The sequence below is a fragment of the Embleya sp. NPDC001921 genome, from assembly GCF_053594475.1.
In genome coordinates, this window is sequence record NZ_JBSFEO010000017.1 from 123,619 (window position 1) to 148,153 (window position 24,535).

Below are 24,535 nucleotides of genomic sequence, written 5' to 3' on the forward strand. Positions count from 1 at the left end.
GCCCCGGGTCGCCAACGAACCCGACGCCACCCCTCGCGGCAGGACCGGTCCGCCATGCTCCAGCGGTGCGCCCGGACACGAACGCCCGGATCGGCCCGAGCCGCGCACGCCGAGGACCACCCACAACCACGAACACCGCCGAAGCCCCACTCGAAGCCGGCGTCACCACATCCACCCGGACCCGACCGACCGACCGACGCAGAACCCACCTCGGCACACCGCAGCGCCCCTCGGGACCCTCGGGACCCTCGGGACCCTCGGGACCTTCGGGACCTTCGGACAGCCTCCGGAGCCGGTATGGCCCACCCCGCATGGCCAATTCGCCTACCCGTCCTACCCGCTCCTACCCGCGCGCGAGTACGAATACGGGCACCGGTGAAGCCCCGCTTTGAAGCCGGCGTCGACACGTCCACCTCGGCGCTGCGGCCCACCCGAATTGATCAACCCGCACCCGCTCCGACGCGACAGGAGGAGCCCACGCCATCGGCTCGGCACGCCCCTGAACCGGGCGTAGCCACTTTGCGTCGGCCCTTGCGGAGCCGGCGCGTCGGCAGTCCACCCGGTCATCCGCCAATCGACCGGCCGGTCAGGACAACGCCCACCTCGGTGCTTCGGCCCATCCGAACGGAGCGGAGTCGAGTCCACACCCGCATCGGCCCGGCAGGACCCGCGACTGGTACTCCCCCTCGGGACGGCCTTCGGAATCGACATATCCCACCCCGCGTCGCCGATTCCCCCATCGACCGAATGCCCGCCGCACCGACCAAACGCCATCCCGCGGATCCCCAAAGTCCCCGGCCCAGTTCAACCCCGCCGAGTCCAACCCAACCCAACCCAACCCGGCTCGCCTCAGCCCAACTCGGCCCAACTCGGCTCGACCCGAATCGCCTCCGCCGAACTCGGCTCGACCCGGCCCTACTCAGCCCACCGATCCGGCCGACCCAGCCCGACCATCGGCCGCCTTCAGGCCGGACATCGCCCTCCCGAGCGTCGTCGGATGCCCGAAGAACCCGGGCAGGCCACCGGTATGCACAAACACCGTGCGCCGGCCGGGTCGGACCTCCCCGTCCTTGACCGCCGCAATCAGCCCGGCCATCGCCCGCCCGGTGTAGATCGGGTCGAGCACGATGCCCTCCGTACGCGCCGCCAGGGTCAGCGCGGCCATGGATGCCTCCGTCAACGTCGCGTACCCGTGGCCGACTTGATCCAGCCGCACCCGCAACGAGTCCCGCGCGCAAAGTACTTCGTCCGGGGCGGAAAGCAACCCGTGTACGGTCCCGGCCGGATCGTCGACGGCACCGCAGTGCACACCGAGCACACGTTCGGGACCCAACTCGCCGACCAGCCCCGCCATCGTGCCGCCGGAACCCAGGGCCACCACGACGACATCCAATTCGGGTGCCTGGCCGATGAGTTCCCGCCCGCACTCCGCGTACCCTCGCGCACCGAGCACACTCGACCCGCCAAACGGAATCACCATCGGAACGCCCCCACGCTCGCGCAACCGCTCGGCCACCTCCCCGGCGGCGGCATCGAGCGCCGCCCGCCCGACGTCGCCCGCCCACACCACCGTGGCGCCGAACAGCCCGTCGAGCGCGATGTTCCCGGACGCCGAGACCCCACCCGTACCCGCCAACACGAGCACGACATCAAGCCCCAGCCGAGCACCGGCCGCCGCCGTCAACCGCGCGTGGTTGCTCTGCGGAGCCCCCGTGGTCACCAACGTGGTGGCCCCGGCGGCGATCGCCGCACCACACGTCCACTCGAGCTTCCGCACCTTGTTGCCGCCACCACCCAGACCGGTGAGGTCGTCCCGCTTGACCCACAAATCATCCGCACCGAGCCCGAGCGCCTTCGCCAACCTCGGCGCGGGTTCGAGCGGCGTCGGCCAGGTCCCGAGCGACACCCGCCGAGCCGTCCGACCCTCCGGACCCATCACCATCACCCCTCACCCGCACCCACGGCGCCACCACAGCCAAAGCCGCGACCGTGGCCACGGCAATAGCCCCGGCAATAGCCATCGATCGTGCCACGGCAACAACCGCCGTCGACCCCGGCACGCTGCCAACACCCCTCCGCGCTCCGAACTCCCACCCCGCGCCGCCCCACCCCCACCCGTCGTCCGTGTCCGCGTCCGCGTCCCGCTGCCAAATTCCGCTGTGGGCGGACCTCCTTGCCATCGGCCGGCATCGGCGTAACTTGAATTACATGATTACAACGAAGCAAGAAGCCGTACGAGGTTGGTTCACCGGCCGCCTCCCCGAAGGACTCTTCACCGCCCTCGTCGACGTGACCGTCGACCGCGAGGAAATCACCGTCATCGGCCGCATCCCGGAACCGGAACTCGCCGACGACGTCTCCACCGACGAACGCGACGCCGCCCTCGACGGCCGAATCGCCGAATTCCGCGAACGCACCCGCGACGACCGCATCGCCGTAGCCCGCGAAGCCGAGCGCCGCTTCGGCCGCAAGGTCTCCTGGGGCGTCGAATGCGGCGGCACCCGCGCCCTCTACACCACGGTCTCCGTACCGGTCATGACCCGCCTCCGCCAACCCGAACGCCAAGTCCTCGACACCCTCGTCGCCGCCGGCGTCGCCCGCAGCCGCAGCGACGCCCTGGCCTGGTGCGTACGCCTCGTCCAGGCCAACACCGACACCTGGCTCACCAACCTCCGCGACTCCCTCGAAAACGTCGAACGCGTCCGCGCCCAAGGCCCCGACACCCCCACCCCCTAACCCATCCCACCCCCACCCCGGCGCGGGCCGAGCCGAAATCAAAGCCGGGGCCGCAGCCGAGGGTCCGGATCAAGGTCGGTCCCGGGGCCCAAGCCGGGGCAGGGGCGGGGGCGGGGCCGGGGGTTGAGGAACATCCATGTCAGATCGTGCGCTAAGCCGACGTCCGCCCTGGTGGGCGGCCGGCGAGGCGGATGCGGTCGACGTGTTCGAGGATTGAGACACGGATAATCCCCTATTATCTGCGGCAACTCCCGGCGTGAGCTGGGCAGACCGTTCCCGGGGCGGACGCGAAGCGACCCCGTTATCTGCGACAAGCCGCGCGAGGGGGTCCGGGGTGGCCGAGGTCGTGGTGCTGCCGGTCGCGGCCGGGCCGACGGTGCGGGCGGCAGCCGAGGCCGCCGACACGCCGCGCACACCCGGGCACAGCCCTCCGGCGCTGGGACCAGAGCGGGCGGTCGGTGCCTTACGAGTCGTGCTTCGAGGCAGATTCCGCATCGGCGATCCATGGCGCCGGGTCGGCTTCGGCGTCGCCTCAAGCGCTGAGGGGGGTGGCCGCACCCTGTGACCGGAGCAAGCTTCCTGCCCGATGGCCTCGAACTCCTCTCGCCGGACCCGATCGGGGAAGGCCATCAGGGGGTCGTCTACGCTGCCGTCCACCGGCGGAGCGGGACCCGGGTGGCGCTCAAGACGCTGTTCGACCTCCACGGCGTCGACGTCCACCGCGACCTCATGCACGAGGTCAGGCTGGGAAAGCGGGTGCAGCCGTCCCCCCACGTGGTCCGTACGCTGGGCTACTACGCGGCGCTGGGCCCCCGTCCGCCGTTCGCCGTCACCGAGCTGATCGCAGGCCGCCACCTGCGCGAACTTGTCGCAGAAGGCCGTAGGTTCACCCCCAGGGAAGTCGCGGAGCTGGGCGAACAGGCCGCCGCGGGTCTGGCGAAGATCCACGACGCGGGCATCCACCACAACGACTTGCACGGCGGAAACATGCTCCTCGGCAAGGACGGCGTCCTCAAGATCGGGGACTTCGGACAGGCAACCGCGGTCGACCCCGACCTTTCCCCGCGTCGGCGCGCCCACAGGGTGGCATACGACGTCGGGGGTCTGGGCGATGCGCTCGCCGAAATGTTGTGCGGCCCCATCACCGCGGAAGAACGGGTGCACGAGCTGGCTGTTCCGGGTGCCTACCGCAGGCTTGCGCTGGACGCCGGGGCCGGCTCCGAATTGGCTGGTCTCATCGGCGATCTGGCGCACGGGGACCACCGAAAGCATCTGACTGCGCACGAGGCCCACGCCCGCCTCGGGGAGATCGCTGCCGTCGCGCGCTGCGCCGAACGTGCGGCGCTAGGGGCGTTGCCGGCCGTCCAGGGTCTTCCCGCACTCGGGAAGGCGTTCGGACCGGCCGGCGCCAAAGCGGACCGGTCGCGCGGCATGGGGCATCGCGGCCCGGGCGCCGCACCAACCCCCGTGAACGGATACTCCCGGGTCGGCGGAGCCCGGCGTTCCGGAGGCAACAGCATCCGGCCGAACGGGCCGGGCGGCGGCCGGACACTGTGACGCGGTGCGCCCCGCCGCCGGGCATGTACAGGCACGCTCGAATCCAACGGGGTGGCGTGTGCGGTCGGCGCCAGCGGGACCGGGAGGGGGCGTGCATGCACGGAATGGGTTGGCGTAGCGGCGAGTTCGGGGCCGCACGAGGCCCGGCTGACGACAACGTGGCCGCCCCGGAGCGGCCGCGAACGGCGAGGACAGCCAGAGCGAGCAGGACGGGCTCGAGGAATCGGGACAGCATCTCGGTGTAGGTGCCGGCGCGGCAGCATCGCCCCCACCGCGGCCCGCAGGTTCAGCAGGGAGACGGGCTCCGGCTCCGGTTCCAGCGCGGCGAAGTGCAGCCGGCCGCCGGCGTCGAACGTGATCTGCGTGTCGGCCGGGATCCGGGCCGCGACCTCGCGGTAGGTGCCGTCCAGCAGCGCGGCCCGCGCCGCCAGGTGCTCGCCCGGCGCCTCGGGCAGATTCAACGACGCCGGCACCGTGGGCTCGGTGAGTTGCCACGCGTCCCCGGCCGGCAGCTTGGCCCGCGGGTCGCCCCACTCGGAGGAGTTGCGCGTGGACACCTCCCGCCGGCGCAGCATCCGGTGGAACTGCTCCAGCACGCAGAACACGTACGCCTTCCGGTCCACCGTCCCCGGTTCCAGGCCCGGCGCGCTCAGCACCAGCCGCCGCCACGACCCGGCCGGCAGGTCGGCGTCGACCTCGGCGGGGTGACCTTCTTGCGGCCCACCAGGTCCGGCAGCGACTTCAGCGCGACCAGGACCGGCGTGCCCTCCGGGGTGGCGCCGACGTCGACGACGTCCACCAGCAGCTTCAGGAACGGCCGCACGGTGCCGAACCGGGCGACCAGCAGCGCCCGCCACGCGGCATCGGCATCCGAGTCCGGCGGCGGCGTCAGCTCGAACAGCGCCGCGACGGCTGCGGCGAGTTCGTGGCGCGGCACCACGGCCTCGATGCGCTCCCACATCCCTGTCAGTGTGTCGACCTCGGGCGGGGTGATCTTCCCGGTCTCGGTGTCGACCTGCTCGGCGGTGGTGTCGAAGACGACCTGGAACGCGGTCGCCGGCTTCGCCGACGCCCGCTCCACCCGCGGCAGCGTCTTCAGCTTCGCCTTCGCGCTCTCGTCGGCTGCACCGCGAACCCGAGCCGGTTGTGCGCCCGCCGCTTGGCCTGCACCGCCTCCATGTCCGCATCGTCCAGGTGGAAGTACCGCTCCAACTCAGCCCGCGACGGCACGTCATGAAACGCCCTGTACCTGGCCGCCTGCTCATCCGACAAGAACTCGACCGCCATCAAAGCCCTCCGAGGGTCGACAACAACGACCCGCGAAGGCTCCGCCCCGCAATCACCCCAGGTCAAAGCACCAATCAGCCCAGAAGGCTCAGCGCACGATCTGACGTGGATGTTCCTCAACCCCCGGGCCGAACCGGGGCCGGGGCGGTCCCGAACCGGGCCGAAGTCGGAGCTCGAACCGGGGCCGAAGCCGGGGCCGCACCGGAGTCGAGCCGGCGCCGGAGTCGTCGCCCAAACCGTAGGGCCCGAACTGGGGCTGGAGCCGAGGCCCGAGCCGGAGTCAGGGCCAGAGTCAGGGGCCAGAGTCAATGGCCAGAGCCCGAGCCGGGGGGCCAGAGCCCGAGCCGGGGTCGGATCCGGAGTTGGGGCTGGGGCTGAGGCTGGGGCCGGGACCAGAGAACGGGGCCAAGGTGGTCAACTCCATGGGCAAGCCTTGTGAACGGCCGGATTCCGGAACGCGATGCGGTGTTGATGCGTCCCAAGATCGTGGGCTTCGCCGAGAGCCGACCCCACGCGGTGCGAGGCGACGCGACCCGCCCCGTACCGACCCCGACCCGACCCCGACGCAACGCCGTACGAGACCGGAGAACCTCCGTGCCCCTCTTTCGTCGACGATCAAGCGAACTCGGCCCCAGGAACGGTGGCCGGGCGATCGCCCGGCAGGCCCGGGAACGGGCCGACGCGGGCAAACAGCGTCCCGCAATGGTCAGCGCCCACACCGCGTACGACCTGCTCACCGAAGACTTTCCGACGCCCGATCCGTTCGCCACCGCAGATGCTTTCGTCGACTGCGCCTCGGCGTTCACCACCTTCGGCAACCACGGCATGGCCTTCCGCTGCATGATCGGCGCCATGGCGGAGGTGGGCCGAGTACGCGACGACGAGCCCGAAAACGGGTTGGCGCAAGCCAGATTCGGCATGCTCGGCTATGCGGCCTACACATCGGGCGTGGCCGGCGGCCTGGCCGCGGCCGAACTCGTGGACCTCCTCGAGGTCACCGTCCGGGCCCTGACGACCGGCTCGGAACTGGGCTTCGCCGACCCCGACACCCTCATCGAAGCCGCGAAGGCCCTCGCGGACCGCTACGAGGACAACGACCGCCCAGCCGACGCCGCAACCATCCGACGCGTAGCCGAAGGCATGGCCGAACTGGACTGACCCCACCACACCAAGCCACGAGGCCAAGACCAAGAAGGGCGCCCAAGGCCACCCCACACAACGTCAACCGACCAACACCGGCCAGCCGGCCGGCCAACACCGCAATCCCACCTCCAACACAACCAGCCCACCCCAAAGCCCGCCCTCGACCCGTATCACTCGGGGAAGCTCGGACCCGGCGGCCCCATGAGCCAAGTAGCAAGCGCCTGGCGAGTGTCGCTAAGGCCTGTTACTCCAGCCGATCACGGCCGAACCCCGTGCGCGGCGGGCGGCGGGCGGCGGGCGGCGGGCGGCGGGAACCAGTCTGGCCAGCAGGTCCGCGAACAACTCGGGGCGGCTCAAGAAGGGGTGGTGGTCCGTCGGGATCTCCATCACATGGTCGGCCCGGGCCGCCCGCTCCCGCTGCCAGGCGGCCGAAGAGCCACGATCCTCCGTACAGACCACGTACGTGGAGGGCACATCCTTCCACGCGGCCACGCTCGGACTCTGGCCGAATGCGGCCAACGACTGCGGCACGAGTCGACGCACCGCCTCGGCAACGATCACCTCGTCGTCGCAGCCCTGAAGGAAGACCTCGGCGGCGGTCTCGGGTCGCGCGGAGATGGTGCCGTCGCTCCCGACCTCCATCCAAGGCGCGGGCTCCGCCCCGGCGAAGTGCGCCAGGGTCTCCCCTGGTTCGGGCATCACGGAGGTCACGTACACAAGGTGCCGCACCGAACCCAAACCGGCCGCAGCCTCCGTCACGACCATGCCGCCGTACGAGTGGGCAACCACGATGGTCGGCTCGTCGCTCCCCTCGAGCACGGCCCGCGTCGCCGCGACGTCATCGTGCAAGTCTCCCAACCCGGCCACATCCCTGCCGGCACTGGTCAGTTCGACCGCCTGTGTGTCCAACCAGTGCGCCGCGAGCGGCTCCACCATGCGATGCCACCACCAGGCGCCATCCGCCACGCATGCGCCGTGTACGTAGACCACCCTCACCTGAGAACCTCCCCGTCGGCCCCAACCCACCGCTCATGCGGCTTCCCTCAAGGTCAGCACACCGAGTGGTCCCTCAGGATCGGATTCCGCCACCGGCAGATTCCGCCATCGGCACAACCCTTCCGAGGCCCGCCAACCCCCCACACCCTCCAACCAAACACCCGCACGACCACCCACGCCCCGTGGCCATCCAAGAGCACCGCCCCACACCAAGACCACCGCCCACAACCAAGAGCACCGCTCTCGCACCTCAAGTCGGCAACCACCCACCCACCCCAAAACCCCGCGCCCCGGACCACCACCGCCTCTCCCCAAGCCCCCGAACACCGCTCACCATCGCGATCACCGCCCACAACCAAGAGCACCGCTCTCCTTTCGGAGCACGCGACCGAATCGACACCACCAGCCGCAACCCATATCCACCCAAGCAAGCTCCGCACGCACGCTCAGCTTCAAGGCCGACCCGACCGAGTCCGACCGCCGAGCAAAACACCGCTCACCAACGAGAGCACCGTCCGCACACGAGAGCACCGATCTCACTCCGGAGCACCCCGCCGGACCCAAGCCCTCCCACTTACGAGCCGGCCACCCGCCCCGCGAGCCGGCCACTCTCAACCCGTCACGCACGTCTACTCAGGGCAGCAAGGTCAGCCAGCCGGCCGGCATCGACAAAGGCCAACCCGACAGGCCGGACGGGGCAGACCAAGGCGAGCCGCACCACCGGGGCCTCGTTGTCCGGCCCCACATCGAAGTGGGCGAGCCCAAGCGGCCAGGAGGGCCCAGACGGGCGAGACAGAACCGAGCCGCGCATGCGTAGCAGATCGGGCAGGGCGGTTCGATGCGATGCCAGGGGAATGCAGGGCGAAGGAAAGGGACGGACCCAGGCGGGCAGCGTCGGCAAGTCACGCTCGCCCGCTCGCCCGCTCGCCCGCTCACCGCTCTCATCCGTGAGCACCGCCTCCAAACAAGAGCACCGCTCTCGATATTGAACACCGCAACCAGCCCAAGACGCATCCACGCAAAACGCAAGATGCGATGGCCCAGATGGCTCGCGCCACACCCACCGCCGACGCCGGCCCGCCCCCGGTCGGACAGGTGAAGCAAGTCGGGCGCCTACGGCTGCCGCAGCAGATCGGACGAGTCAGCCGAGTCGACGGATACGGCTGATGGCACGGTTCGGGCGGGTCGGATAGGCGAGGCACACGAGCGAGGCGGAGTCGGACGGTTTGGCCCGATGGGGCGGGTCGGACAGGTCGGGATCCCGCGCCCGCAGACCTCGGCGGCTGCGGAGACTCGGCGGCGCGTTGTGGTGGTGGGCGATTCGTTCATGCGGGCATTGTGCGAGAGCGGTGATCGCAAGAGAGAGCAGTGCTCTTGACTTGGAGCAGTGGACGCAGAATGATGCTCTCAGACGAGAGCGGTGCTCTCGTTTTAGACGGGGAGGCTCGCGTGATCGTGCTCTACTGGACCGCCATGGTGGCGCTGTTCTTGGCCGAACTTGCTGTTGTGGGGGCCACCGCCTTCTGGGGATTCACCCTTGCTGCCGCCTGGCCGGTCCGGGTTCTGGTCGGGTTGGCGGCGCCTTCGGTGATGATGCTCTTGTGGGGGCGGTTCGCGGCTGCGAACAACGCGGACGCGTTGACGGGCCTTCCGCGAATCCTGTTCGAGTTTGCGTGGTGGGGTACCGGGATCGTGGCGTTCATAGCCGCCGGGCTTCTCCCGGGCGCGATAGGCGTCGCCGTCACCCGCCTCACCGGCCTTGCCGCCCAACGCAGCAAGGCCCACACGCAGCGCGGTGCGGGAATCTCCGCCTGACTCTCGACCCACGTCCTCGCCCGCCGGCCGACCGAGGATCAAAGGATCAAAGGACCAAGGATCGACACAAAGCTCGCCGGACGCACCACCGCCCCGGCCCGCCTCGTCGCGATTCGGCCCGTCCGTGCAAGACGCAGCCACACCGCCACCCCCAGCATCCCCAACATCCCCGACATCCCCGTCGAGCGGATTCGCACCAGGTGCCGGATCCGGTCGAGTGTCACGCGATGCCAGTCGGCAACAGGTCGACCGGGAGCCGGCCCCGGCCTCGCAACCGACCAACCTCGCCCCGACCTGCCCCGCCTCACCCCACTCGGCCCGCCCCGCCCCGCTCCTAGCGGGCCAGGCGCACCCTTACCGTCGTCCCCGCGTCCTTCGTCGAGCGGATTTGTACCAAGTCGCAGATTTGGTTGGCCATCCACAGTCCTCGGCCGCCGTCTTGGTCGGGGGTGGGGCGGTGGCGGCCGGCGAGGGGGTCGGTGATGTGGCCGGCGTCCTGGATCTCGCAGATGAAGGAGGCGTCCTCGAGCCAGACGGCGACCGTGCCGTGGCCGCCGCCGTGCACGATGCTGTTGCCCGCGATCTCGCTCACGGCGAGGATCGCGTGGTTCACGTGTGCGCGCGGCGCGTCGGCCAGGGTGCGGCGGACCAGGGCACGGACGCCCGCCAGTTCGCCGGAGCGGAACGCCAGTCGGTCGGCGTGCGCGGGTGCGTCCGGCAGGGCCGGGCCGAGCAGGGTCGCGGCGTAGTCCTCGGCGGCGAGGTTCATCCCGCCGCGCTCGGCCGCGGCGGTCAACACGCGCGGGTGCGAGTGCTCCACGCCGTCGATCACCTCCGCGTCCAGCGCGGACACGTCGTACGGACACAGCAGTTGCCATGCCACGCCGTCGAACGCGAGGTTGAGCAGGGCCTCGTGGTGTCGGCACTCGACGATCTCCTGGGCGCTGCGACCGGCCCAGATCGGCTCGCCGATGCCGCGGAACACGCGTGCGCCGTGGTGTTCGGCCCAGTCCTGCCAGACCGGGATGATCCGGGCCGGGTTGCGGCCCACCCGCTCCATGTCGATCCAGGCCACCCGGTCGGCGTCGGCGCCGAGTTCGTCGCGCAGCGCGCCGGCACGCGGTTCGATCACCGCGACACCGACCGCCTCGTCGTCGGCCAGGCCTGCCCGGACGAAGCCGGCGGTACGCTCGACGAACTCGTCGATGCCCGCGTAGAGCAAGGCGTCGTGCCGGAACATCGTGGCCGTCGTCATCGGATCGTCACCTTCTCCAATACCAGGCCGGGGACCCGGTCCCATCCGGCGAGCCGGACGAGTACGCACAGTTCCTCGGACGCGCGATGCAGGACCAAGCGCCTCCCGGGCTGAATCCGCAGGGCGGTCTCGACCAACGTACGAATGCCGGCGACGTCGATGAAGCGTAGCGACGACACGTCCACGTAGAGGTCACCGGTACCGCCCGCACTCTGCGCGACCAGGGCCGAGCGTACGTGCGCGCAGTTGTCGAGGTCGACCTCGCCGAACAGGCGCACGCCGAGCGGTGGTGAGGTTCGCTCCACTCGGAGCACCCCATCCGCGTAGTCGACGCTCATGCACGCCCCTCCCGTTCGACCGACCGTCCTCGGCGACTACCCAGCTCCAGCCGTCCGACACCGCTCACCCCATGCGTCGCCGCAGCCACGTGAGTGCGCCGTGCGCCTGGGCCCGCTGGAACGGCCGCAGCGTCGGCAGTCCGGGCGGAGCCGGGCGCAGACTGCTCTCGGCGAAGAATCCCGCGACGGCGGCCAGCACGGTGGTGATGCGGTCCGGATCCACCCGCCGCGCCGCGAGATGCGCCTCGATCAGGTCGATGGCCGGATCGCCATTGTGCATGATCACGCTCGGTGCCATCACGACCACGTCGAACCACGCGGCGCCGATCACGGCCCATGGCCAGTCGACGAACACGACCCGGTCCGGGGTGAGCAGGATGTTGTCCGCGCGCAGGTCGCAGTGTACGAGCGCGGTGCCCTCCGCGGCGCTCTTCCAGTCGGCCGCTCGGGCGGCGAGCCGGTCGACGTTGGCGCGCGTCCACGGCCCGAACGGTTCGGGATCGAAGCCCCGGCGCCAGGCGCCGAACGTCCGGGCGAACGCCTTCGCGATCGTGGGCACCTCGATCGGGGACGGGTCCATGCCGGCGGTGAACTCGGAGTAGGCGGTCAGGACCCGTGCGAGGTCCTCGAGGCGCCACGGCTGGACCGGTGTGTGGCCGTCGATGTCCTCGAACACCAACGCGACCCAGTCGTCGAGGTCGACCACGGCGAGCAGGTTCGGTACGGGGGCGGCGGCCGGGAGCGCGGCGGTGATGCGGGCCTCGGTGCGGTGCAGATCAGGTGTGTCCGGGTTGGCTTCGGAGCCGACGGCCTTGACGAACGCCCTCCGCCCGTCCGCGAGTTCGATGCGAGCGGCGACGCCCGGCGAGAATCCGCCGACCTGGGTGACCGCGCGGGTGACCGGGGCGCCGAGCCGGGCCTCGACGGCGGCACGCAGCGCGGCGGGCGCGGCCTCCCACGACATGCGGACGCCGGCGGCCACGGGCGGAGGCGGAACGCTCGGGGTCGCCGCGCCCACTTGGTCCACGTCGGGCACCCCATCCTCCCGGCCTGGCCGCCCCACGCCGCTCACCCGACCCACTCCCCCCGCCCCCTCGGTCGCCTCCGCCGGCGTACCGACCGACTCGCCCACGCTCTCATCGCTCATGCCCATCAGGATTTCGACCCCTCCCGGCCCCGGGCAACCGCATATCCACCCCCACCGCCGAAAGAACGCCCGCCCACACCGGACCGGCCCGGGGCGTGTCCGCACTCCCCCGTCAGGCGATGGAAGGCACGGCACGCCCTGGGCGCCGACGCTCCCCTACCCCTGCTCCGCCGGGAAGGCCGCCACGCGGGCCACCGCCACCGGCTCGTCGTCGCGCGGCCGAACACAACAACAACCGGGCCGGCGTCCCCGATCACCCCCGATCAGCCGCGACGCCCCGATCGCACACCCCGCGCAGACCACCCGCACCCCACGCCACCTCGGTCGATTCGCCCGCCGATGCGTACCGGCGGCGCAGCCGTTACCGTTCCGTCCAATTTCGGCCATGTGGCGTCCACCTGACGCACCGTGGGCCGCCGCTACCGTTGCCGGCATGATCCGCATCCCTCTTACGTCCCTCGGAGTCGTCCGGTGATCGGTTGGTTCGAGGCCGTTGTACTCGGCTTGGTCCAGGGGCTCACCGAGTTCCTGCCGATCTCCTCCAGCGCGCACCTGCGCATCGTGTCGGCGTTCGCCGGCTGGGAGGACCCGGGCTCGGCGTTCACCGCCGTGACCCAGATCGGGACGGAGACCGCCGTCCTGATCTACTTCCGCAAGGACATCGGCAACATCGTCGGGACCTGGGTGAAATCGCTGTACACCCCGTCCCTGCGCGGCGAACTCGACGCGCGCATGGGCTGGTACATCATCGTCGGCACGTTGCCGATCGGGGTTCTGGGCCTGGTGTTCCAGGACACCATCGAGACCACGTTCCGCGACCTGCGGCTGATCGGCACGACGCTGATCGTGTTCGGTCTGATCCTGCTGTTCGCGGACCGGATGGCGTTGAACAACCGGGGGATGGACAAGCTCAACGGCAAGGAGTCGTTGATCTACGGCTTCGCGCAGTCGCTCGCGCTGATCCCCGGCGTCTCGCGCTCGGGCGGTACGGTCACGGCGGGCCTGCTGATGGGATACCGGCGCGAGGTCGCGGCGCGGTACTCGTTCCTGCTGGCCATCCCGGCGGTGCTGGCCTCCGGGGGGCTGGAGTTGTTCAAGATCGGCGAGGGGCCGGCGCCGGCGTGGGGGCCGACGATCCTGGCCACGGTGGTCGCCTTCGTGGTCGGCTACGCGGCGATCGCGTGGTTCCTGAAGTACATCAGCACGCACAGCTTCACCGTCTTCGTCGCCTACCGCGTGACGCTGGGTCTGATCGTCCTGGGCCTGGTCGCCTTCGGCACGCTGGAGCCGACGTCAGGAGCCACGAAGTAGCCCACGCCACCCCTGCCCCGCTCGGCCTCGTCGGCCTCCCACCGGCTCCGGGCCGGCCGCCCGGGCCCGTTGCGCGTACCCCTACGCACGACCGGCCCGGGCGTCTCGCGTCATCCGCCCATTCGTCCCGGTGACTCGCCCGCCCACTCACCGCACGCCTTCACCCCCACGCCCGGCCTTCCGCCCGCCCGGCCGGTTCCTCACTCGTCGCCGAGCATGGCGAAGGTGAAGGCAAGTCGGCGGTCGATCCAAGGGGCCAGGACGCGGACCGGCTGGTGGCGGCCGTCCGTTGTCATGACGAGGTCGCCCGCGGCCTTCCAGGCGAGGACACGTGGGCGGACCGGGCCGAGGGAGCCGTCGGGGCCGGAGAGCAGCGTGTCGAAGGTGAGGCTGAGCGCGGTGTCCGCCGTGTGCGCCGCCAGCCTGCGCGGATCGGTCGTGGCGAAGAGGTTGCGGCCGACGATCTCGGGCCGGCCGGGTTGGTCGATCCGCCACGTGTGCTTGAGCAGGCGACGAGCGGGCGGGATCCGGCGGATGGTGCCGACCGGTTGTCCGTCGGCGGCCCGGACCCGATCGTGGCGTACGCCGTCGATCGTCTCGGCGGCGTCCACCGTGCAGAGCAGACTGCCGTCCGGCAGGTACAGCGAGCGGCGGTCGTCACCGGCGAACGCGCAGGGGGTGAAGAAGGCGTCCGAACCGCCGCCCCGGAGAATCCGGATGCCGACGGTCGAACCGGGTGTGGGCGTGGTGGAGCGGGACTTCGCCGAGGCGAGCGAGCCGTACCGGAACGCGGTGACCCGCTGCCAGTCGGTCGCGTCCTCGGGGGTCGAGGCGGCGTCCGCCCCGTGCACCGGCGCGCCCGACGCGTTCGACCCGGGCCCGGCGGAATCCGGCCTCGGCTCCGACTCCGACCGCAGCCCCGTCTCCAACATCTCCGCCGATTCCGTCGCCGACGAAGGCGCAGGCGAAGGCGCGTACGAAGGCGCGTGCGAAGGCGCCCGCGAAGTCCCCGCCGTGGTTTCCGTCGGCCCCGTCTCCGGTTCCGTCTCGGTGCGCGCTCTGCGCCTGCCGAACACCATCCGAGCCCGCTCCTCCCCCGTCACGACACGTCGGTCGACGGGCGCGTGGGCGGAGGGGCGTCGTGCGCGCGGTCTCTCGACCGCCCGACCGCCCGTACGCCCGCGCGCCGGTACGAGGCCGACCGTATCGGGCGGGCTCAGTCGCCCTCGAACCCGGCACACACCGCCTTGCGTCCGCTGGTGCGCAGCTCCACCTTGAAGCGGTGGGTGAGCGCGGCGACCACGAGCAGGCCGCGGCCGGCCTCGGCGTCCTCCAGTACCTCGACGGGGGACGGCAGCGAACACGGCAGACAGTCGAGGACCTCCACCCACAGGACTCGGCCGTGCAACGACGCGGACACCTCGTAGTCGCCGTAGTCCCCGGCGTGCTCGACGGCGTTCGAGGCCAGTTCGGAGGTGACGCGGACCGGATCGTCGGACTCGAACCCGACCCGCTCGCAGAAGCGCCGCACATGCGCGCGGGCGGCGGAGACGGTTTGTGGTTTCGACACGAGTCGTACGGTCGAGCGCGTTCTGGACACGGTGGTGGCCACGTCTCCCCCTCCAGTCGGTCGGGCTGCTGAGAGCACCGTGATCGAATACACCCTGGAAACGGGCCCGAACTGCGATTATCGGTCGCCGAGCGCCCGCGATCTGGTAGAAACCGCGGCAAGATCGGTGGACCACTTGGAAGTTACCGAATCCGAGCGCCTTCCGGGCGGATCGCTTGGCAAAGAAACCCGCGAGTCGCGCCGGACAACCCGCGCGTATGACGCCAACCAGCCATCCGAGCCCGGCAGTTCACCGAATCCGCAGGTCACACCCACCCTATCGGCGGTGTGACGGGAGCGGGCGACGAGCGTACGGCGGCGAATTCCCGGGCCGTGTCGGGCGCGCCGAGGGGAGTGAACGGGCGCGGGACGGCGCGCGATGGGCGAGCCGAACGGCGCGCGGAGGCGTGCGTTTTTCGCGTCCCGTCGCCCGTCCTGCGCGCGCCCCGTCGCCCGTCCTCCGCGCGTCCCGTCGCCCGTCCTCCGTCAGAACCGCACCGAGCGCTCGATCGACTCGATCTCGCGGAAGCGTTCGCCGGCGCTGCTCGGTGCCGAGGACAGCATGTAGATCGGCACCGTCCCGGTGTCGATCACGGTGACCCGCAGCCGGAACGGTGCCACGTTCTTGTCCTCGGGAGTGCACTCGATGTCCATCAGCCACGCGTTGCGGCCGTCGAGTCGGGCCGCCTCGCTGGAGCGGACCGTGTCCTGGGCCTTGGCCGGGTATATCAGTTCGAGCTGGGCCCGGCCCACGGTCTCGGCCATCTCCGGCATCGAGCGCGACTTGGCCGCGTACACCTTGGTGTCCACCACGCCGACCATGAACGTCCCGAGCGGGTTGTTCGGGTCGACCGTCGGCTTGGCCGTGGGGTTCACGGTCTTGGGGTCGACCGTGGAGGCGACGGAGGAGTACAGGCCGACCACCGTGTCCGGCGGCTTGGCGTACCAGCCCGGTGGCAACACGTACGAGACGTGTGCCTTCTGGTCGCGGATCTCGCCGGGCCGGGCCGAGTGTGTGGTCGACGGCGTCGCGGACGGCTCGGCCTTGGCGTCCTTGTCGTCGCCGGGGCCGCACGCGCCGACCCCGATCAACGCGGCCACGGTCACCGCGAGCGCCGCGCGCCTCATTGCTCGACCTCCACGTCGCCCGCCTCGACCGCGGCGCGGTAGGCCGCCTCGACCTCGCCGGTGTCCGCGCCCTCGCGGTCGAGCAGGTGCGCGTACAGCAGGCGCGAACCCTCGATGCCCGCGTCGAGCGCACGCCGGATGTGCTCCCGCGCGGCCTCGATCCGGCCCGCGTCCAGCTCGGCGTCGCCGAGGTCGACCAGCGCGTCCTCCTGGCCGGCCTCGACCGCGCGGGTCAGCCACGCGATGCCGTCGTCGACCGCGTCGCCGTTGAGCAGCAGCCGGCCGAGGTTGGCCATCGCGAACTCGTCGCCGCCCTCCGCCGCCGGGCGCAGCAACGCCTCCGCCTCGGCGGCGCGGTCGAAGTCCTGGAGGAAGGCGGCGAAGTCGTTCGGCGCGTCGGGGTCGCCGGCTTCGAGCGCGCTGACGTACCAGCGCTCGGCCGCCTCCGGCTCGTCCAGCGCGTCGGCCAGCAGGTTGGCGATCGGCAGCGCCCACCGCGACTCGCCCAGCCGGTGCCGCTCGGTCAGCAGGTCGACGGCGGCGTCCGGTCGGCCGGTGACCTCCAACAACTCGCTGAGCGCGTCCACCGCCTCGGCGTCGCCCTCCGCCAGCGCCTCGCGCAGGATCGCCTCGGCGGTTTCGTCGCCGCCCGCGAACATCAGCTCGCCGGCCTTGCGACGGGCTTCGGGCACACCGGCGTCGGCGGCTTCCAGGTACAGCTTGACGGCGGCGTCCATCCGCCCCTCGCGCACTGCTTGATCGGCCTGGGCGATGTGGTTGGTGCCGGACATGGTCCTGCTTTCGATTCGCGGAGCGTAGACCCACGAGCCTGCCACATCCGGCACCGAACCCCACCCTTGGCGCGAGGCGCACAGACCACCACCGGGCCGCCCGGCCGGCCGAGCCTCGGCGGCGGGCGCGGCGGGCGCGGCGGGCGCGGCAGGCACGGCGGACGCGGCAGGCCCGCAGGCCCGGCGGCCCGGCGGGCGATTCCTTCCACCCGGCGCAAGAACCGGGGCTCGGAGCGGACAATATGCTGAGCCGATGAACCAACCGAATCGGCGTCACATCGACTTCGCGCGCCTGCACAACTTCCGCGACCTCGGCGGCTACCGGACCGCCGACGGCCGGACCGTGCGATGGGGCGCGCTGTACCGATCCGACTCGCTCGGCAAGCTCGAGGGCGCGGACTGGGACGCCTTCCTGGCGTTGGGCGTCCGCACGGTCATCGACCTGCGCTACCCCCAGGAGATCGAGTATCGGGGCCGCGTGCCCGAGCACGAGTCCCTCGCCTACCACAACCTCAGCATCGAGCACCGTCCGTACAACCAGCCCGACTTGGCCGAGGACGTGCTGCCCGGCCCGTACCTCGCCGCCCGGTTCGCCGAGGTCGCCGAGGACGGCGTCGAGGAGATCCGCGCGGCGCTGGCCGTGATCGCGGCGGCCGAGTCCGCGCCGGTGGTCTTCCACTGCGCGTCCGGCAAGGACCGCACCGGCCTGATCGCCGCGCTGGTACTGGCCCTGCTCGGCGTCTCCGACGAGGACATCGTCGCCGACTTCGCGCTGACCGAACTGGCCACGGCGCGCCTGCTCGCCGACTGGCAGGCCGAACGCGGCGGCGCCTCGCCCCGCTGGCCGGGCTTCGGCCGGGCACCGGCGGAGGTGATGGAACTGTTCCTGGCGGGCCTGGCCACGACGTACGGCTCACTGCGGGCCTACGTCACCGATCAACTGGGCTTCACCGAGGCCGAGATCAAGGCGCTGCGCGAGGCGTTGCTCGAACCCGCCGCGTGACCTCCGGCTGAGGTGACGCCGCGATCGAGGAAATTACCCCTCCCGCCGGCGGCCCGGTGTGGTGGGGTGACCCGATGAACGTGACCTCCCTCGCCTACCGCACCGACCTGATGCTGCTCACCCTCCAGGGCAGCCACGTCGAGGAGCGGGACGACCACCTGGTCGTGCGAACCCCGGCCAATCCCACCTTCCATTGGGGCAACTACCTCCTCCTGGCCGCGCCGCCGGCCCCGGGCACGGCGGCCGGCTGGATCGACACCTTCCGCCGTGAATTCCCCGACGCGGCCCACGTGGCACTCGGCGTCGACGGCACGGCGGGTGCCGCCGGCGACCCGAGCGAGCTGGCCGCCGCGCACCTGTCCGTCGAGCGCAGCACGGTCCTGACCGCGACCTCGCTCCGCCCTCCCGCGCGCCCCAACACCACCGCGACGTTCCGCGTGGCCGACTCCGACGACGACTGGGCCCAGGCCCTGGCGCTCAGCGAGGCCGGCAATCCCGGTTACGCCGCCGGTGAATACCGCGAGTTCGCCGCCCGCCGCCTGGCCGGCTTCCGCGACCTCCAGGCCCGCGGTCACGGGGCCTGGTTCGGCGCCTTCGAGAACGGCCGCCTCCGCGCGGGCCTGGGCCTGTTCACCGACGGCGGGGGCCTGGCCCGCTACCAAACCGTCGCCACCCACCCGGACCACCGCAACCAGGGCCTGGCCACCACCTTGATCCACACCGCGGCCCGGCACGCCCGGACCCACTGGTCCGCCGACCACCTGGTCATCGTCGCCGACCCCGCCTACCTGGCCATCGACCTCTACCGAGCCCTCGGCTTCTCCGACACGGAATCCCAGATCCAACTCGACCTCGTCCCGGCCTGACCTGACCTGACCTGACCCGCCCTGACCAGGGCACGGTCCGGGACACCGGTCCGGCCGGGCGAGCGCATCCCCGCCGCTCGCGCACCGCCCCCCGCCGGCGAAGCCGAATCGCCCGCCGACGGCGGCCGGAAGCCCCCGCCTATGGCCGAGCGAACGCGATCGCGGCCTCGCCCGTGTACATCAGGAAGGTCAGCGTCTCCTGGAAGTACAGCCGGATGTCGTCATCGTCGTGCGAGAGGTAGCCGATCGACAGATCCTGGCCCAACCGCAGCTCGTAGTCGCCGCCTCGGGTGGACAGCACGAACGCCCCCTCGATCGCGGGCGCCCAGATCGGCTCGCCGCCCAGGATCCGGGTCAGGTGCTGGCGGATCGGGTAGCCGTGGTCGGCCGCCTCGTTGACCGCCGTGTACGCCTGGGGCCCCAGCACGAGCTGATACTGCCCGTTGACGCCCGCCAGCCGCAGTTCGGTGAGCGCGCGGCTGACCGCGTCGGGGTATTCGCGCACGTCCATCGGCAGCGTCACCGGTTCATTGGTGGCCGCCGCCCGGATGCCCTCGATCGACGCGGCCGGGTAGCCCTCGAAGATCAGCCGGTCCTCGGTGAACGCCATCTTGCGCGCGGCGTCCTTGACCGGCTGCCAGTCCGCGTCCTTGGCACCGCGCTCGACCGCGTCCACCGCACCGCGCGTCACCGTGAACGGCACCCGCAGCTCGATCAGCGGGCGAAAGTCCCGGCTGCGCGCCCGGACTCCGTCGGCGGGCGGCGCGAGATCGGTCAGGTGCCCGGTACCCACACCGGCCGCCTCGCTGCCGTCCGGCCCCTGTACGTCCACGACCCGGCGCCCCGCGACGTGCCGCTTGAACGTACGCCTGGCCTCGTCCTCGAGGTCCGCCCACGCGGCGTCGGAGACGGGGGCGAGCTCGCGGTGGAGATTGTTCATGAGGTGTGGCTCCTGCTTTCCGGGTCGATGCGGCGGCTTGGGTGCGGCGGAACGGACGAAAGGAATGGAATGGAACGAACGCACGGAACGGCTAGCCGGGACCCACCCCGGCCCGGGCCTGCGCGTCCGCCCCCGCCCCCGCGTCCGCACCCAGGCCACCGATCCCGAGCGAACCGTCGGCCGAGTCGCCCGACGCGGGAACGGCCGCGGACGGATCCGGCGTCGGCGCGGGCAGCACCACCGGCTCGACCTGCTCCGCCCCGGCGGACGCCGCGCGCGATGCGGCCGGCGCCGGCGGCCCGGGCGGATCCGCCAGGAAATCCGCGGTGGGCACGAAGAACAGCCCGCCGGTGACCGCCGTCGAGAAGTCCAGGATCCGGTCGTACGTGCCCACCGGCCTGCCGATGAACATGTTCCGCAACATCTGCTCGGTGACGCTCGGCGTGCTGGAGTAGCCGATGAAGTAGGTGCCGAACTCGCCGCTGCCCACCGTCCCGAACGGCATGTTGTCGCGCAGGATGTCGCGCTCGGTGCCGTCCGGATCGGTGATCGTGTTCAGCGCGACGTGCGAGTCGATCGGCTTGATCGCGTCGGGCAGTTCGATGTCGGACAGCTTGGTCCGGCCGATCACCTTCTCCTGCGCCTCCACGGGCAGCGCGTTCCACGCGCGCATGTCGTGCAGGTACTTCTGCACGATCACATAGCTGGCGCCGGCGAAGTCCGGGTCGTCCTCGGCGGTGACCGTGATCGCCGCGAACGCGTCCCGCCCCTCCGGGTTTTCCGTACCGTCCACGAAGCCCATCAGGTCCCGCTGGTCGAAGTACTTGAACCCGTGCACCTCGTCGACGACCGTCGCCGCGCCGGCCAGCCGGTCCATGATCACGGTGGCCAGTTCGAAGCACAGGTCCATCGTCCGCGCGCGCAGGTGCAGGAGCAGGTCGCCCGGCGTGGACACGGCCCGGTGCTTGGCACCCGCCAACTCCCGGAACGGGTGCAGTTCCGCCGGGCGCGGCCCCTCGAACAGCCGGTCCCACGCGTGCGAGCCGATCCCGACCACACACTGGAGGTCGCCGTCCGGAATCCGGAACCCGACCGATCGGCGCAGTCCGGCCAGGTCGGCCAGGAAGTCGCGGACGGTGTCCTCCGCCTCGGCGCCCGCGTCGACGGTCAGGACCATGAACATCGCCGACTTGGCCGGCAGGCCCAGGATCGGCTGCGGCTGGGGCAGGTCCGGCGGCGCGGTCTCCCGAGGCTGGGTCATGGTGCGTGGCTCCTCGCCCGATGGTGACGCTGGTAACAGTGGTGCGGGTGATGCAGGTGGTACAGGTGGTGTCGGCGCTGACGACGATGGCGGCGCGACGACGGCGCGACGGGTCCCGGCACGCTCGACGAACGCCGCCGGCCCGGCGGCCGCGGACCCGCGCCGAGCGCGCCGGATCCGGCCTCGCCGTCACTCGCCGCCACCCCCTGCACCATCGACGGATCGCCCGGCCGGCAAACCTGCCCGGACCGGCGATGCGGCCGATTCGATCTTGTCCTTCGTCGTCCGCGTGGCGGCGGCAACACGGTTGTAGCCTTCGCGAACGAGGTCGAACGGGTGGGGCAGCGAGTGCTTGGGGGCACGGATGGAGTGGAGCTTCACGCGGACGCGGCTGCGTGAGGGGTACGCGATCGCCGACGTGGACGCGTTCCTGGCACTGGTGCGCAGCAGCCTGGACGGCACGGCCGCGATCCCGCTGACGCCGACCCAGGTGCGCGAGCAGCAGTTCACCACGGTGCGGCTGCGCGAGGGCTACGACGAGGACGAGGTGGACGCGGCGCTCGACGAGATCGAGGCCAGGTTGGCGGCGCGGGCCGGGGCCTGGGGCTTCGACGGCGGGCGCGGGCCGGACGGGCCGTGGCGTTCGAACGGCACGGCGAACCCGGACCGGGCGGCCGACTCGGCCGGGAGGGCGGACGCGGTCGGGACGCCGGACGCGGTAGACCGCTTCGCCGAGGCGCGGGCCGAGGCCGACGTGAAGGCGGTGACGCTGCGCCCGGCCGGGGAGCGCTTCGATCCGGTCCGGCGCGGCTACGGCCGGGACGAGGTCGACGCGCTGGTGGCCCGCGTCGGCGAGGCGCTCCGGAACCGGGTGCGCCTGTCCGCGGAGGAGGTCCTCGCCGACCGCTTCGAGATCACCCGGCGCGGCTACGACCGCGCCCAGGTGGACGCCTGGCGCGATCGAGCCGCCGACCTGCTGATCCGCCGCCGCCTCGACGACGCGACACCGGACTGAGCACACCGCACCGCACGTGACACCGGACTCGGTGGGGACACCGGACCCGGCGGGACACCGGTCCGAGCAGCGATACCGGACCCAGCGGGGACAGCGGACCGAGCGAGGACACCGGAGCCGGCGGGGACCCCGGCGCTCACTCCGCCCCTTACGCCCCCGTCCGGATCACCTGCCGGATCGCCTCGCCGCTCGCCAGCGCCTCCATCGCCTCGTTGAGGTCGGTCAGCGCCACCGTCCCGGTGTGCAGGTGCTCGACCGGCATCAGGCCGGCCCGCCACAGGGCCAGGTAGCGCGGGATGTCGCGGCGCGGCACCGCGTCGCCCATGTACGAACCGATCAGCGACTTGCCCTCGCCCGCGAAGGCCAGGGCCGGCACCGCGTCCAGCGCGCGGCCGGGCGCGGGCAGGCCGACCGAGACCACCCGGCCGCCGCGGTCCACCGCGGCCAGGCAGTCCGCGACCACGGCCGCGCTGCCGACCGCCTCGATCGCGACGTCCGCGCCGCCGGCGGTGAGGTCGCGGATCGCGGTGACCGCGTCGGCCGGGTCGTACGCGTGCGAGGCGCCCAGGCGCAGCGCGAGTTCGCGCTTGGCCGGCACCGGGTCGACCGCGACGATCGGGTACGCGCCGGCCGCCCGCGCGCCGAGCACCGCGGACAGCCCGACCCCGCCGAGGCCGAACACCGCGACCGACTGGCCCGGACGTACCTCCGCCGTGTTGATCACCGCTCCCGCGCCGGTGAGCACCGCGCAGCCGAACATCGAGGCCACCTCGAACGGCACGTCGCGCGGGATCGGTACCACCGACTCCTGCGCCACCACCGCGAATTCGGCGAACGCGGACACCCCGAGCTGGTGGTGCACCACCTCGCCCGCGGCGTCCCGCAGCAGCGCGGGCCCGTGCAGCAGCCCGCCCGAACCGTTGGCCGACGCGGCGACCGAGCACAACGCCGGTCGGCCCTCGTCACAGCGCTTGCAGTGGCCGCAGCTCGGCACGAACACGAGTGCGACGTGCTCGCCCGTCGCGACCCGGTCCACGCCGGGCCCGACCGCCTCGACCACGCCGACCGCCTCGTGCCCGAGCGCCATCGGCAGTGGCCGGACCCGGTCGCCGTTGACCACGGACAGGTCGGAGTGGCACAGGCTCGCGGCGGCGATCCGCACCAGCACCTCGCCCTCGCGCGGGTCGCCGAGTTCGAGTTCCTCGATCACGACGGGTCGGCTCGCCTGATACGGACGCTCCCGCGATATCCCGCGCAGGACGGCTGCCTTCGTCCTCATCGGGCGGCCTCGTCGACGCCCACCGCTGCGACCCGGGGGCTGAGCCGTACGACGTCCCGGCTCTCCAACAGCGGCACCACCTGCCCGAGCACGATGTCGCGGAAGTGCTCGGAGGCGCAGTGCGCGGTGAAGTCGGCCTCGGCGTCGTACTCCTCGTACAACACGATCGTCCGCGCGTCCTCGACGCCCTGGTGCACGCGGTAGCCGCGGCAACCGGGTTCGGCCAGCGAGCGCCGGGTCATCTCGTCGAGCAGCGTCAGGACCCGCTCGTGCGCGTCGGGGTTCGTGCGGTAGCGGGCGACGACGACATAACTCACGATGTGTTTCTCCTACTTGCCTGGATTGCACTTGCCTGGGATGCACTTGCCTGGGATGCACTCGCGCGGGATGCACTCGCGCGGGTTGCGGACCCGAGCGCCGCGAGCGTGTCGCGGCGCAGGTCCCACAACCGGGGGTCGGACGTGGCCACCGCGACCGCGCCGAGCGCGAGCGCGGCGGCCGCGTCCTCGGCGGTCTCCACGAAGCCGGCGGCGACGAACGGCGACATCGCGCGCTTGGCCTCGGGGGTCATCCGGGCCACGATCACCGACGGCATGATCTCGACCAGGTCGGGTCCGCCGCGGGCGATCGCGTCGGTGCTGCGGCGCATGTTGGAGCGGTCGGTGACGAACACCTTCTGCATGGTCAGCAGCCCGAGCGGGCGGCCCTTCTCCATCAGCGAGAGCCGGGTGCTGACCATGCCGTGCGCGCCCATCGCCTTGAGGAACTCCAGGGCGCCCTTGTCCTGGGCCAGGCCCGGGCAGCTGTCCACGTTGACGAACACCGTCTTTCCCGCCTTGCCGAGCAGTTGCACGATGTTCGGCAACTGCCCGACCGGGATGGACGCGAGGATGCACACCTTCGCCGGCGCGCCGAGGAAGTTCTGCAATCGCTGGGGTCCGATGATCGACGCGATGACCGGGACCTCGGCGAAGGCGGAGGACAGCACGGAGGACATTCGGGGCCCGCTCGCGGGGCGTTGACTGGCGTTCATGACCTACCTGCGTCGGGTCTGGTCC

The 24,535-nt window shown here is 71.7% G+C and carries 23 protein-coding genes and 3 pseudogenes; 10 read left to right on the forward strand and 16 right to left on the reverse strand.

Annotation, left to right across the window (positions count from 1 at the left end; translation table 11 throughout):
• Positions 1-919 precede the first annotated feature (919 nt).
• Positions 920-1,936, reverse strand: a complete 1,017-nt coding sequence (locus tag ACWCPW_RS21205; protein ID WP_449763206.1) for a D-cysteine desulfhydrase family protein — start codon at positions 1,934-1,936, stop codon at positions 920-922.
• A 272-nt stretch (positions 1,937-2,208) separates the two neighbouring features.
• Between ACWCPW_RS21205 and ACWCPW_RS21210 the strand changes: the two genes are divergently transcribed.
• Together ACWCPW_RS21210 and ACWCPW_RS21215 are read left to right on the forward strand one after the other, a co-directional pair.
• Positions 2,209-2,736 carry a hypothetical protein gene (locus ACWCPW_RS21210; protein ID WP_449763129.1) on the forward strand — a complete coding sequence of 176 codons (528 nt, stop codon included), beginning with the start codon at positions 2,209-2,211 and terminating at the stop codon, positions 2,734-2,736.
• 561 nt (positions 2,737-3,297) lie between these two features.
• Positions 3,298-4,293, forward strand: coding sequence for a protein kinase domain-containing protein (locus ACWCPW_RS21215; RefSeq protein WP_449763130.1), 996 nt, complete (start codon positions 3,298-3,300; stop codon positions 4,291-4,293).
• Positions 4,294-4,544: 251 nt separating this feature from the next.
• Here the strand turns inward: ACWCPW_RS21215 and ACWCPW_RS21220 are convergent.
• Positions 4,545-5,419: pseudogene (locus ACWCPW_RS21220) on the reverse strand (Tn3 family transposase); the annotation flags it as partial.
• Positions 5,416-5,580: pseudogene (locus tag ACWCPW_RS21225) on the reverse strand (DUF4158 domain-containing protein); the annotation flags it as partial. The pseudogenes ACWCPW_RS21220 and ACWCPW_RS21225, both read right to left, overlap by 4 nt.
• A 702-nt stretch (positions 5,581-6,282) precedes the next feature.
• Here ACWCPW_RS21225 and ACWCPW_RS21230 point away from each other — a divergent pair.
• The gene (locus tag ACWCPW_RS21230; RefSeq protein WP_449763131.1) at positions 6,283-6,738 is read left to right on the forward strand and encodes a hypothetical protein; all 456 of its coding nucleotides are present in this window, start codon (positions 6,283-6,285) and stop codon (positions 6,736-6,738) included.
• Positions 6,739-6,957: 219 nt separating this feature from the next.
• Here the strand turns inward: ACWCPW_RS21230 and ACWCPW_RS21235 are convergent, their stop codons facing one another.
• A complete protein-coding gene (locus ACWCPW_RS21235) occupies positions 6,958-7,749 on the reverse strand; it encodes an alpha/beta hydrolase (protein WP_449763132.1) in 792 nt (263 codons plus the stop codon).
• A 1,419-nt stretch (positions 7,750-9,168) separates the two neighbouring features.
• Here ACWCPW_RS21235 and ACWCPW_RS21240 point away from each other — a divergent pair.
• The gene (locus tag ACWCPW_RS21240) at positions 9,169-9,534 is read left to right on the forward strand and encodes a YrdB family protein (RefSeq protein ID WP_449763133.1); all 366 of its coding nucleotides are present in this window, start codon (positions 9,169-9,171) and stop codon (positions 9,532-9,534) included.
• Between the two features lie 334 nt (positions 9,535-9,868).
• Here ACWCPW_RS21240 and ACWCPW_RS21245 read toward each other — a convergent pair whose 3' ends face one another.
• The 3 genes from ACWCPW_RS21245 to ACWCPW_RS21255 form a co-directional block, all read right to left on the reverse strand.
• A complete protein-coding gene (locus ACWCPW_RS21245; RefSeq protein WP_449763134.1) occupies positions 9,869-10,789 on the reverse strand; it encodes an anti-sigma factor RsbA family regulatory protein in 921 nt (306 codons plus the stop codon).
• A complete protein-coding gene (locus tag ACWCPW_RS21250) occupies positions 10,786-11,127 on the reverse strand; it encodes an STAS domain-containing protein (RefSeq protein WP_449763135.1) in 342 nt (113 codons plus the stop codon). The genes ACWCPW_RS21245 and ACWCPW_RS21250 overlap by 4 nt, the downstream gene beginning before the upstream one ends.
• 64 nt (positions 11,128-11,191) lie before the next feature.
• On the reverse strand, positions 11,192-12,274 hold the full coding sequence (locus ACWCPW_RS21255) for a phosphotransferase (protein WP_449763136.1): 1,083 nt from the start codon (positions 12,272-12,274) through the stop codon (positions 11,192-11,194).
• A gap of 474 nt (positions 12,275-12,748) precedes the next feature.
• Here ACWCPW_RS21255 and ACWCPW_RS21260 point away from each other — a divergent pair, with 474 nt between their 5' ends.
• On the forward strand, positions 12,749-13,585 hold the full coding sequence (locus ACWCPW_RS21260) for an undecaprenyl-diphosphate phosphatase (RefSeq protein WP_449763207.1): 837 nt from the start codon (positions 12,749-12,751) through the stop codon (positions 13,583-13,585).
• Positions 13,586-13,785: 200 nt separating this feature from the next.
• Here ACWCPW_RS21260 and ACWCPW_RS21265 read toward each other — a convergent pair whose 3' ends face one another.
• A complete protein-coding gene (locus ACWCPW_RS21265) occupies positions 13,786-14,517 on the reverse strand; it encodes a hypothetical protein (RefSeq protein WP_449763137.1) in 732 nt (243 codons plus the stop codon).
• Between the two features lie 284 nt (positions 14,518-14,801).
• Positions 14,802-15,155 carry an ATP-binding protein gene (locus ACWCPW_RS21270; RefSeq protein ID WP_406299558.1) on the reverse strand — a complete coding sequence of 118 codons (354 nt, stop codon included), beginning with the start codon at positions 15,153-15,155 and terminating at the stop codon, positions 14,802-14,804.
• A 79-nt stretch (positions 15,156-15,234) separates the two neighbouring features.
• Here ACWCPW_RS21270 and ACWCPW_RS21275 point away from each other — a divergent pair, with 79 nt between their 5' ends.
• Complete coding sequence (locus tag ACWCPW_RS21275) at positions 15,235-15,486, forward strand: hypothetical protein (RefSeq protein WP_449763138.1); 252 nt, start codon at positions 15,235-15,237, stop codon at positions 15,484-15,486.
• Positions 15,487-15,680: 194 nt separating this feature from the next.
• Here ACWCPW_RS21275 and ACWCPW_RS21280 read toward each other — a convergent pair whose 3' ends face one another.
• Together ACWCPW_RS21280 and ACWCPW_RS21285 are read right to left on the reverse strand one after the other, a co-directional pair.
• Positions 15,681-16,322 carry a hypothetical protein gene (locus ACWCPW_RS21280; RefSeq protein ID WP_449763139.1) on the reverse strand — a complete coding sequence of 214 codons (642 nt, stop codon included), beginning with the start codon at positions 16,320-16,322 and terminating at the stop codon, positions 15,681-15,683.
• Positions 16,319-17,113, reverse strand: a complete 795-nt coding sequence (locus tag ACWCPW_RS21285; protein ID WP_449763140.1) for a hypothetical protein — start codon at positions 17,111-17,113, stop codon at positions 16,319-16,321. Before ACWCPW_RS21285 ends, ACWCPW_RS21280 begins: the two co-directional genes overlap by 4 nt.
• A 253-nt stretch (positions 17,114-17,366) precedes the next feature.
• Here ACWCPW_RS21285 and ACWCPW_RS21290 point away from each other — a divergent pair, with 253 nt between their 5' ends.
• Complete coding sequence (locus ACWCPW_RS21290) at positions 17,367-18,116, forward strand: tyrosine-protein phosphatase (protein ID WP_449763141.1); 750 nt, start codon at positions 17,367-17,369, stop codon at positions 18,114-18,116.
• A 74-nt stretch (positions 18,117-18,190) separates the two neighbouring features.
• A complete protein-coding gene (locus ACWCPW_RS21295; protein ID WP_449763142.1) occupies positions 18,191-18,982 on the forward strand; it encodes a GNAT family N-acetyltransferase in 792 nt (263 codons plus the stop codon).
• A gap of 139 nt (positions 18,983-19,121) precedes the next feature.
• On the opposite strand, the gene ACWCPW_RS21300 is transcribed toward ACWCPW_RS21295, so the two are convergent.
• Positions 19,122-19,922 carry a family 1 encapsulin nanocompartment shell protein gene (locus ACWCPW_RS21300; protein WP_449763143.1) on the reverse strand — a complete coding sequence of 267 codons (801 nt, stop codon included), beginning with the start codon at positions 19,920-19,922 and terminating at the stop codon, positions 19,122-19,124.
• Between the two features lie 91 nt (positions 19,923-20,013).
• Positions 20,014-21,183, reverse strand: a complete 1,170-nt coding sequence (locus ACWCPW_RS21305) for a Dyp-type peroxidase (protein ID WP_449763144.1) — start codon at positions 21,181-21,183, stop codon at positions 20,014-20,016.
• 469 nt (positions 21,184-21,652) lie between these two features.
• Between ACWCPW_RS21305 and ACWCPW_RS21310 the strand changes: the two are divergent.
• Positions 21,653-21,766: pseudogene (locus ACWCPW_RS21310) on the forward strand (DivIVA domain-containing protein); the annotation flags it as partial.
• Positions 21,764-22,198: a DivIVA domain-containing protein gene (locus tag ACWCPW_RS21315; RefSeq protein ID WP_449763208.1), complete on the forward strand. Its 435-nt coding sequence runs from the start codon at positions 21,764-21,766 to the stop codon at positions 22,196-22,198. The pseudogene ACWCPW_RS21310 and the gene ACWCPW_RS21315, both read left to right, overlap by 3 nt.
• Positions 22,199-22,346: 148 nt before the next feature.
• Here the strand turns inward: ACWCPW_RS21315 and ACWCPW_RS21320 are convergent, their stop codons facing one another.
• The 3 genes from ACWCPW_RS21320 to ACWCPW_RS21330 are packed head-to-tail and all read right to left on the reverse strand — an operon-like array spanning position 22,347 to position 24,510.
• The gene (locus ACWCPW_RS21320) at positions 22,347-23,477 is read right to left on the reverse strand and encodes a zinc-binding dehydrogenase (protein ID WP_449763145.1); all 1,131 of its coding nucleotides are present in this window, start codon (positions 23,475-23,477) and stop codon (positions 22,347-22,349) included.
• On the reverse strand, positions 23,474-23,794 hold the full coding sequence (locus ACWCPW_RS21325; protein WP_449763146.1) for a putative quinol monooxygenase: 321 nt from the start codon (positions 23,792-23,794) through the stop codon (positions 23,474-23,476). Before ACWCPW_RS21325 ends, ACWCPW_RS21320 begins: the two co-directional genes overlap by 4 nt.
• A complete protein-coding gene (locus ACWCPW_RS21330) occupies positions 23,791-24,510 on the reverse strand; it encodes a glycerol-3-phosphate responsive antiterminator (protein ID WP_449763147.1) in 720 nt (239 codons plus the stop codon). Before ACWCPW_RS21330 ends, ACWCPW_RS21325 begins: the two co-directional genes overlap by 4 nt.
• Positions 24,511-24,535 lie beyond the last annotated feature (25 nt).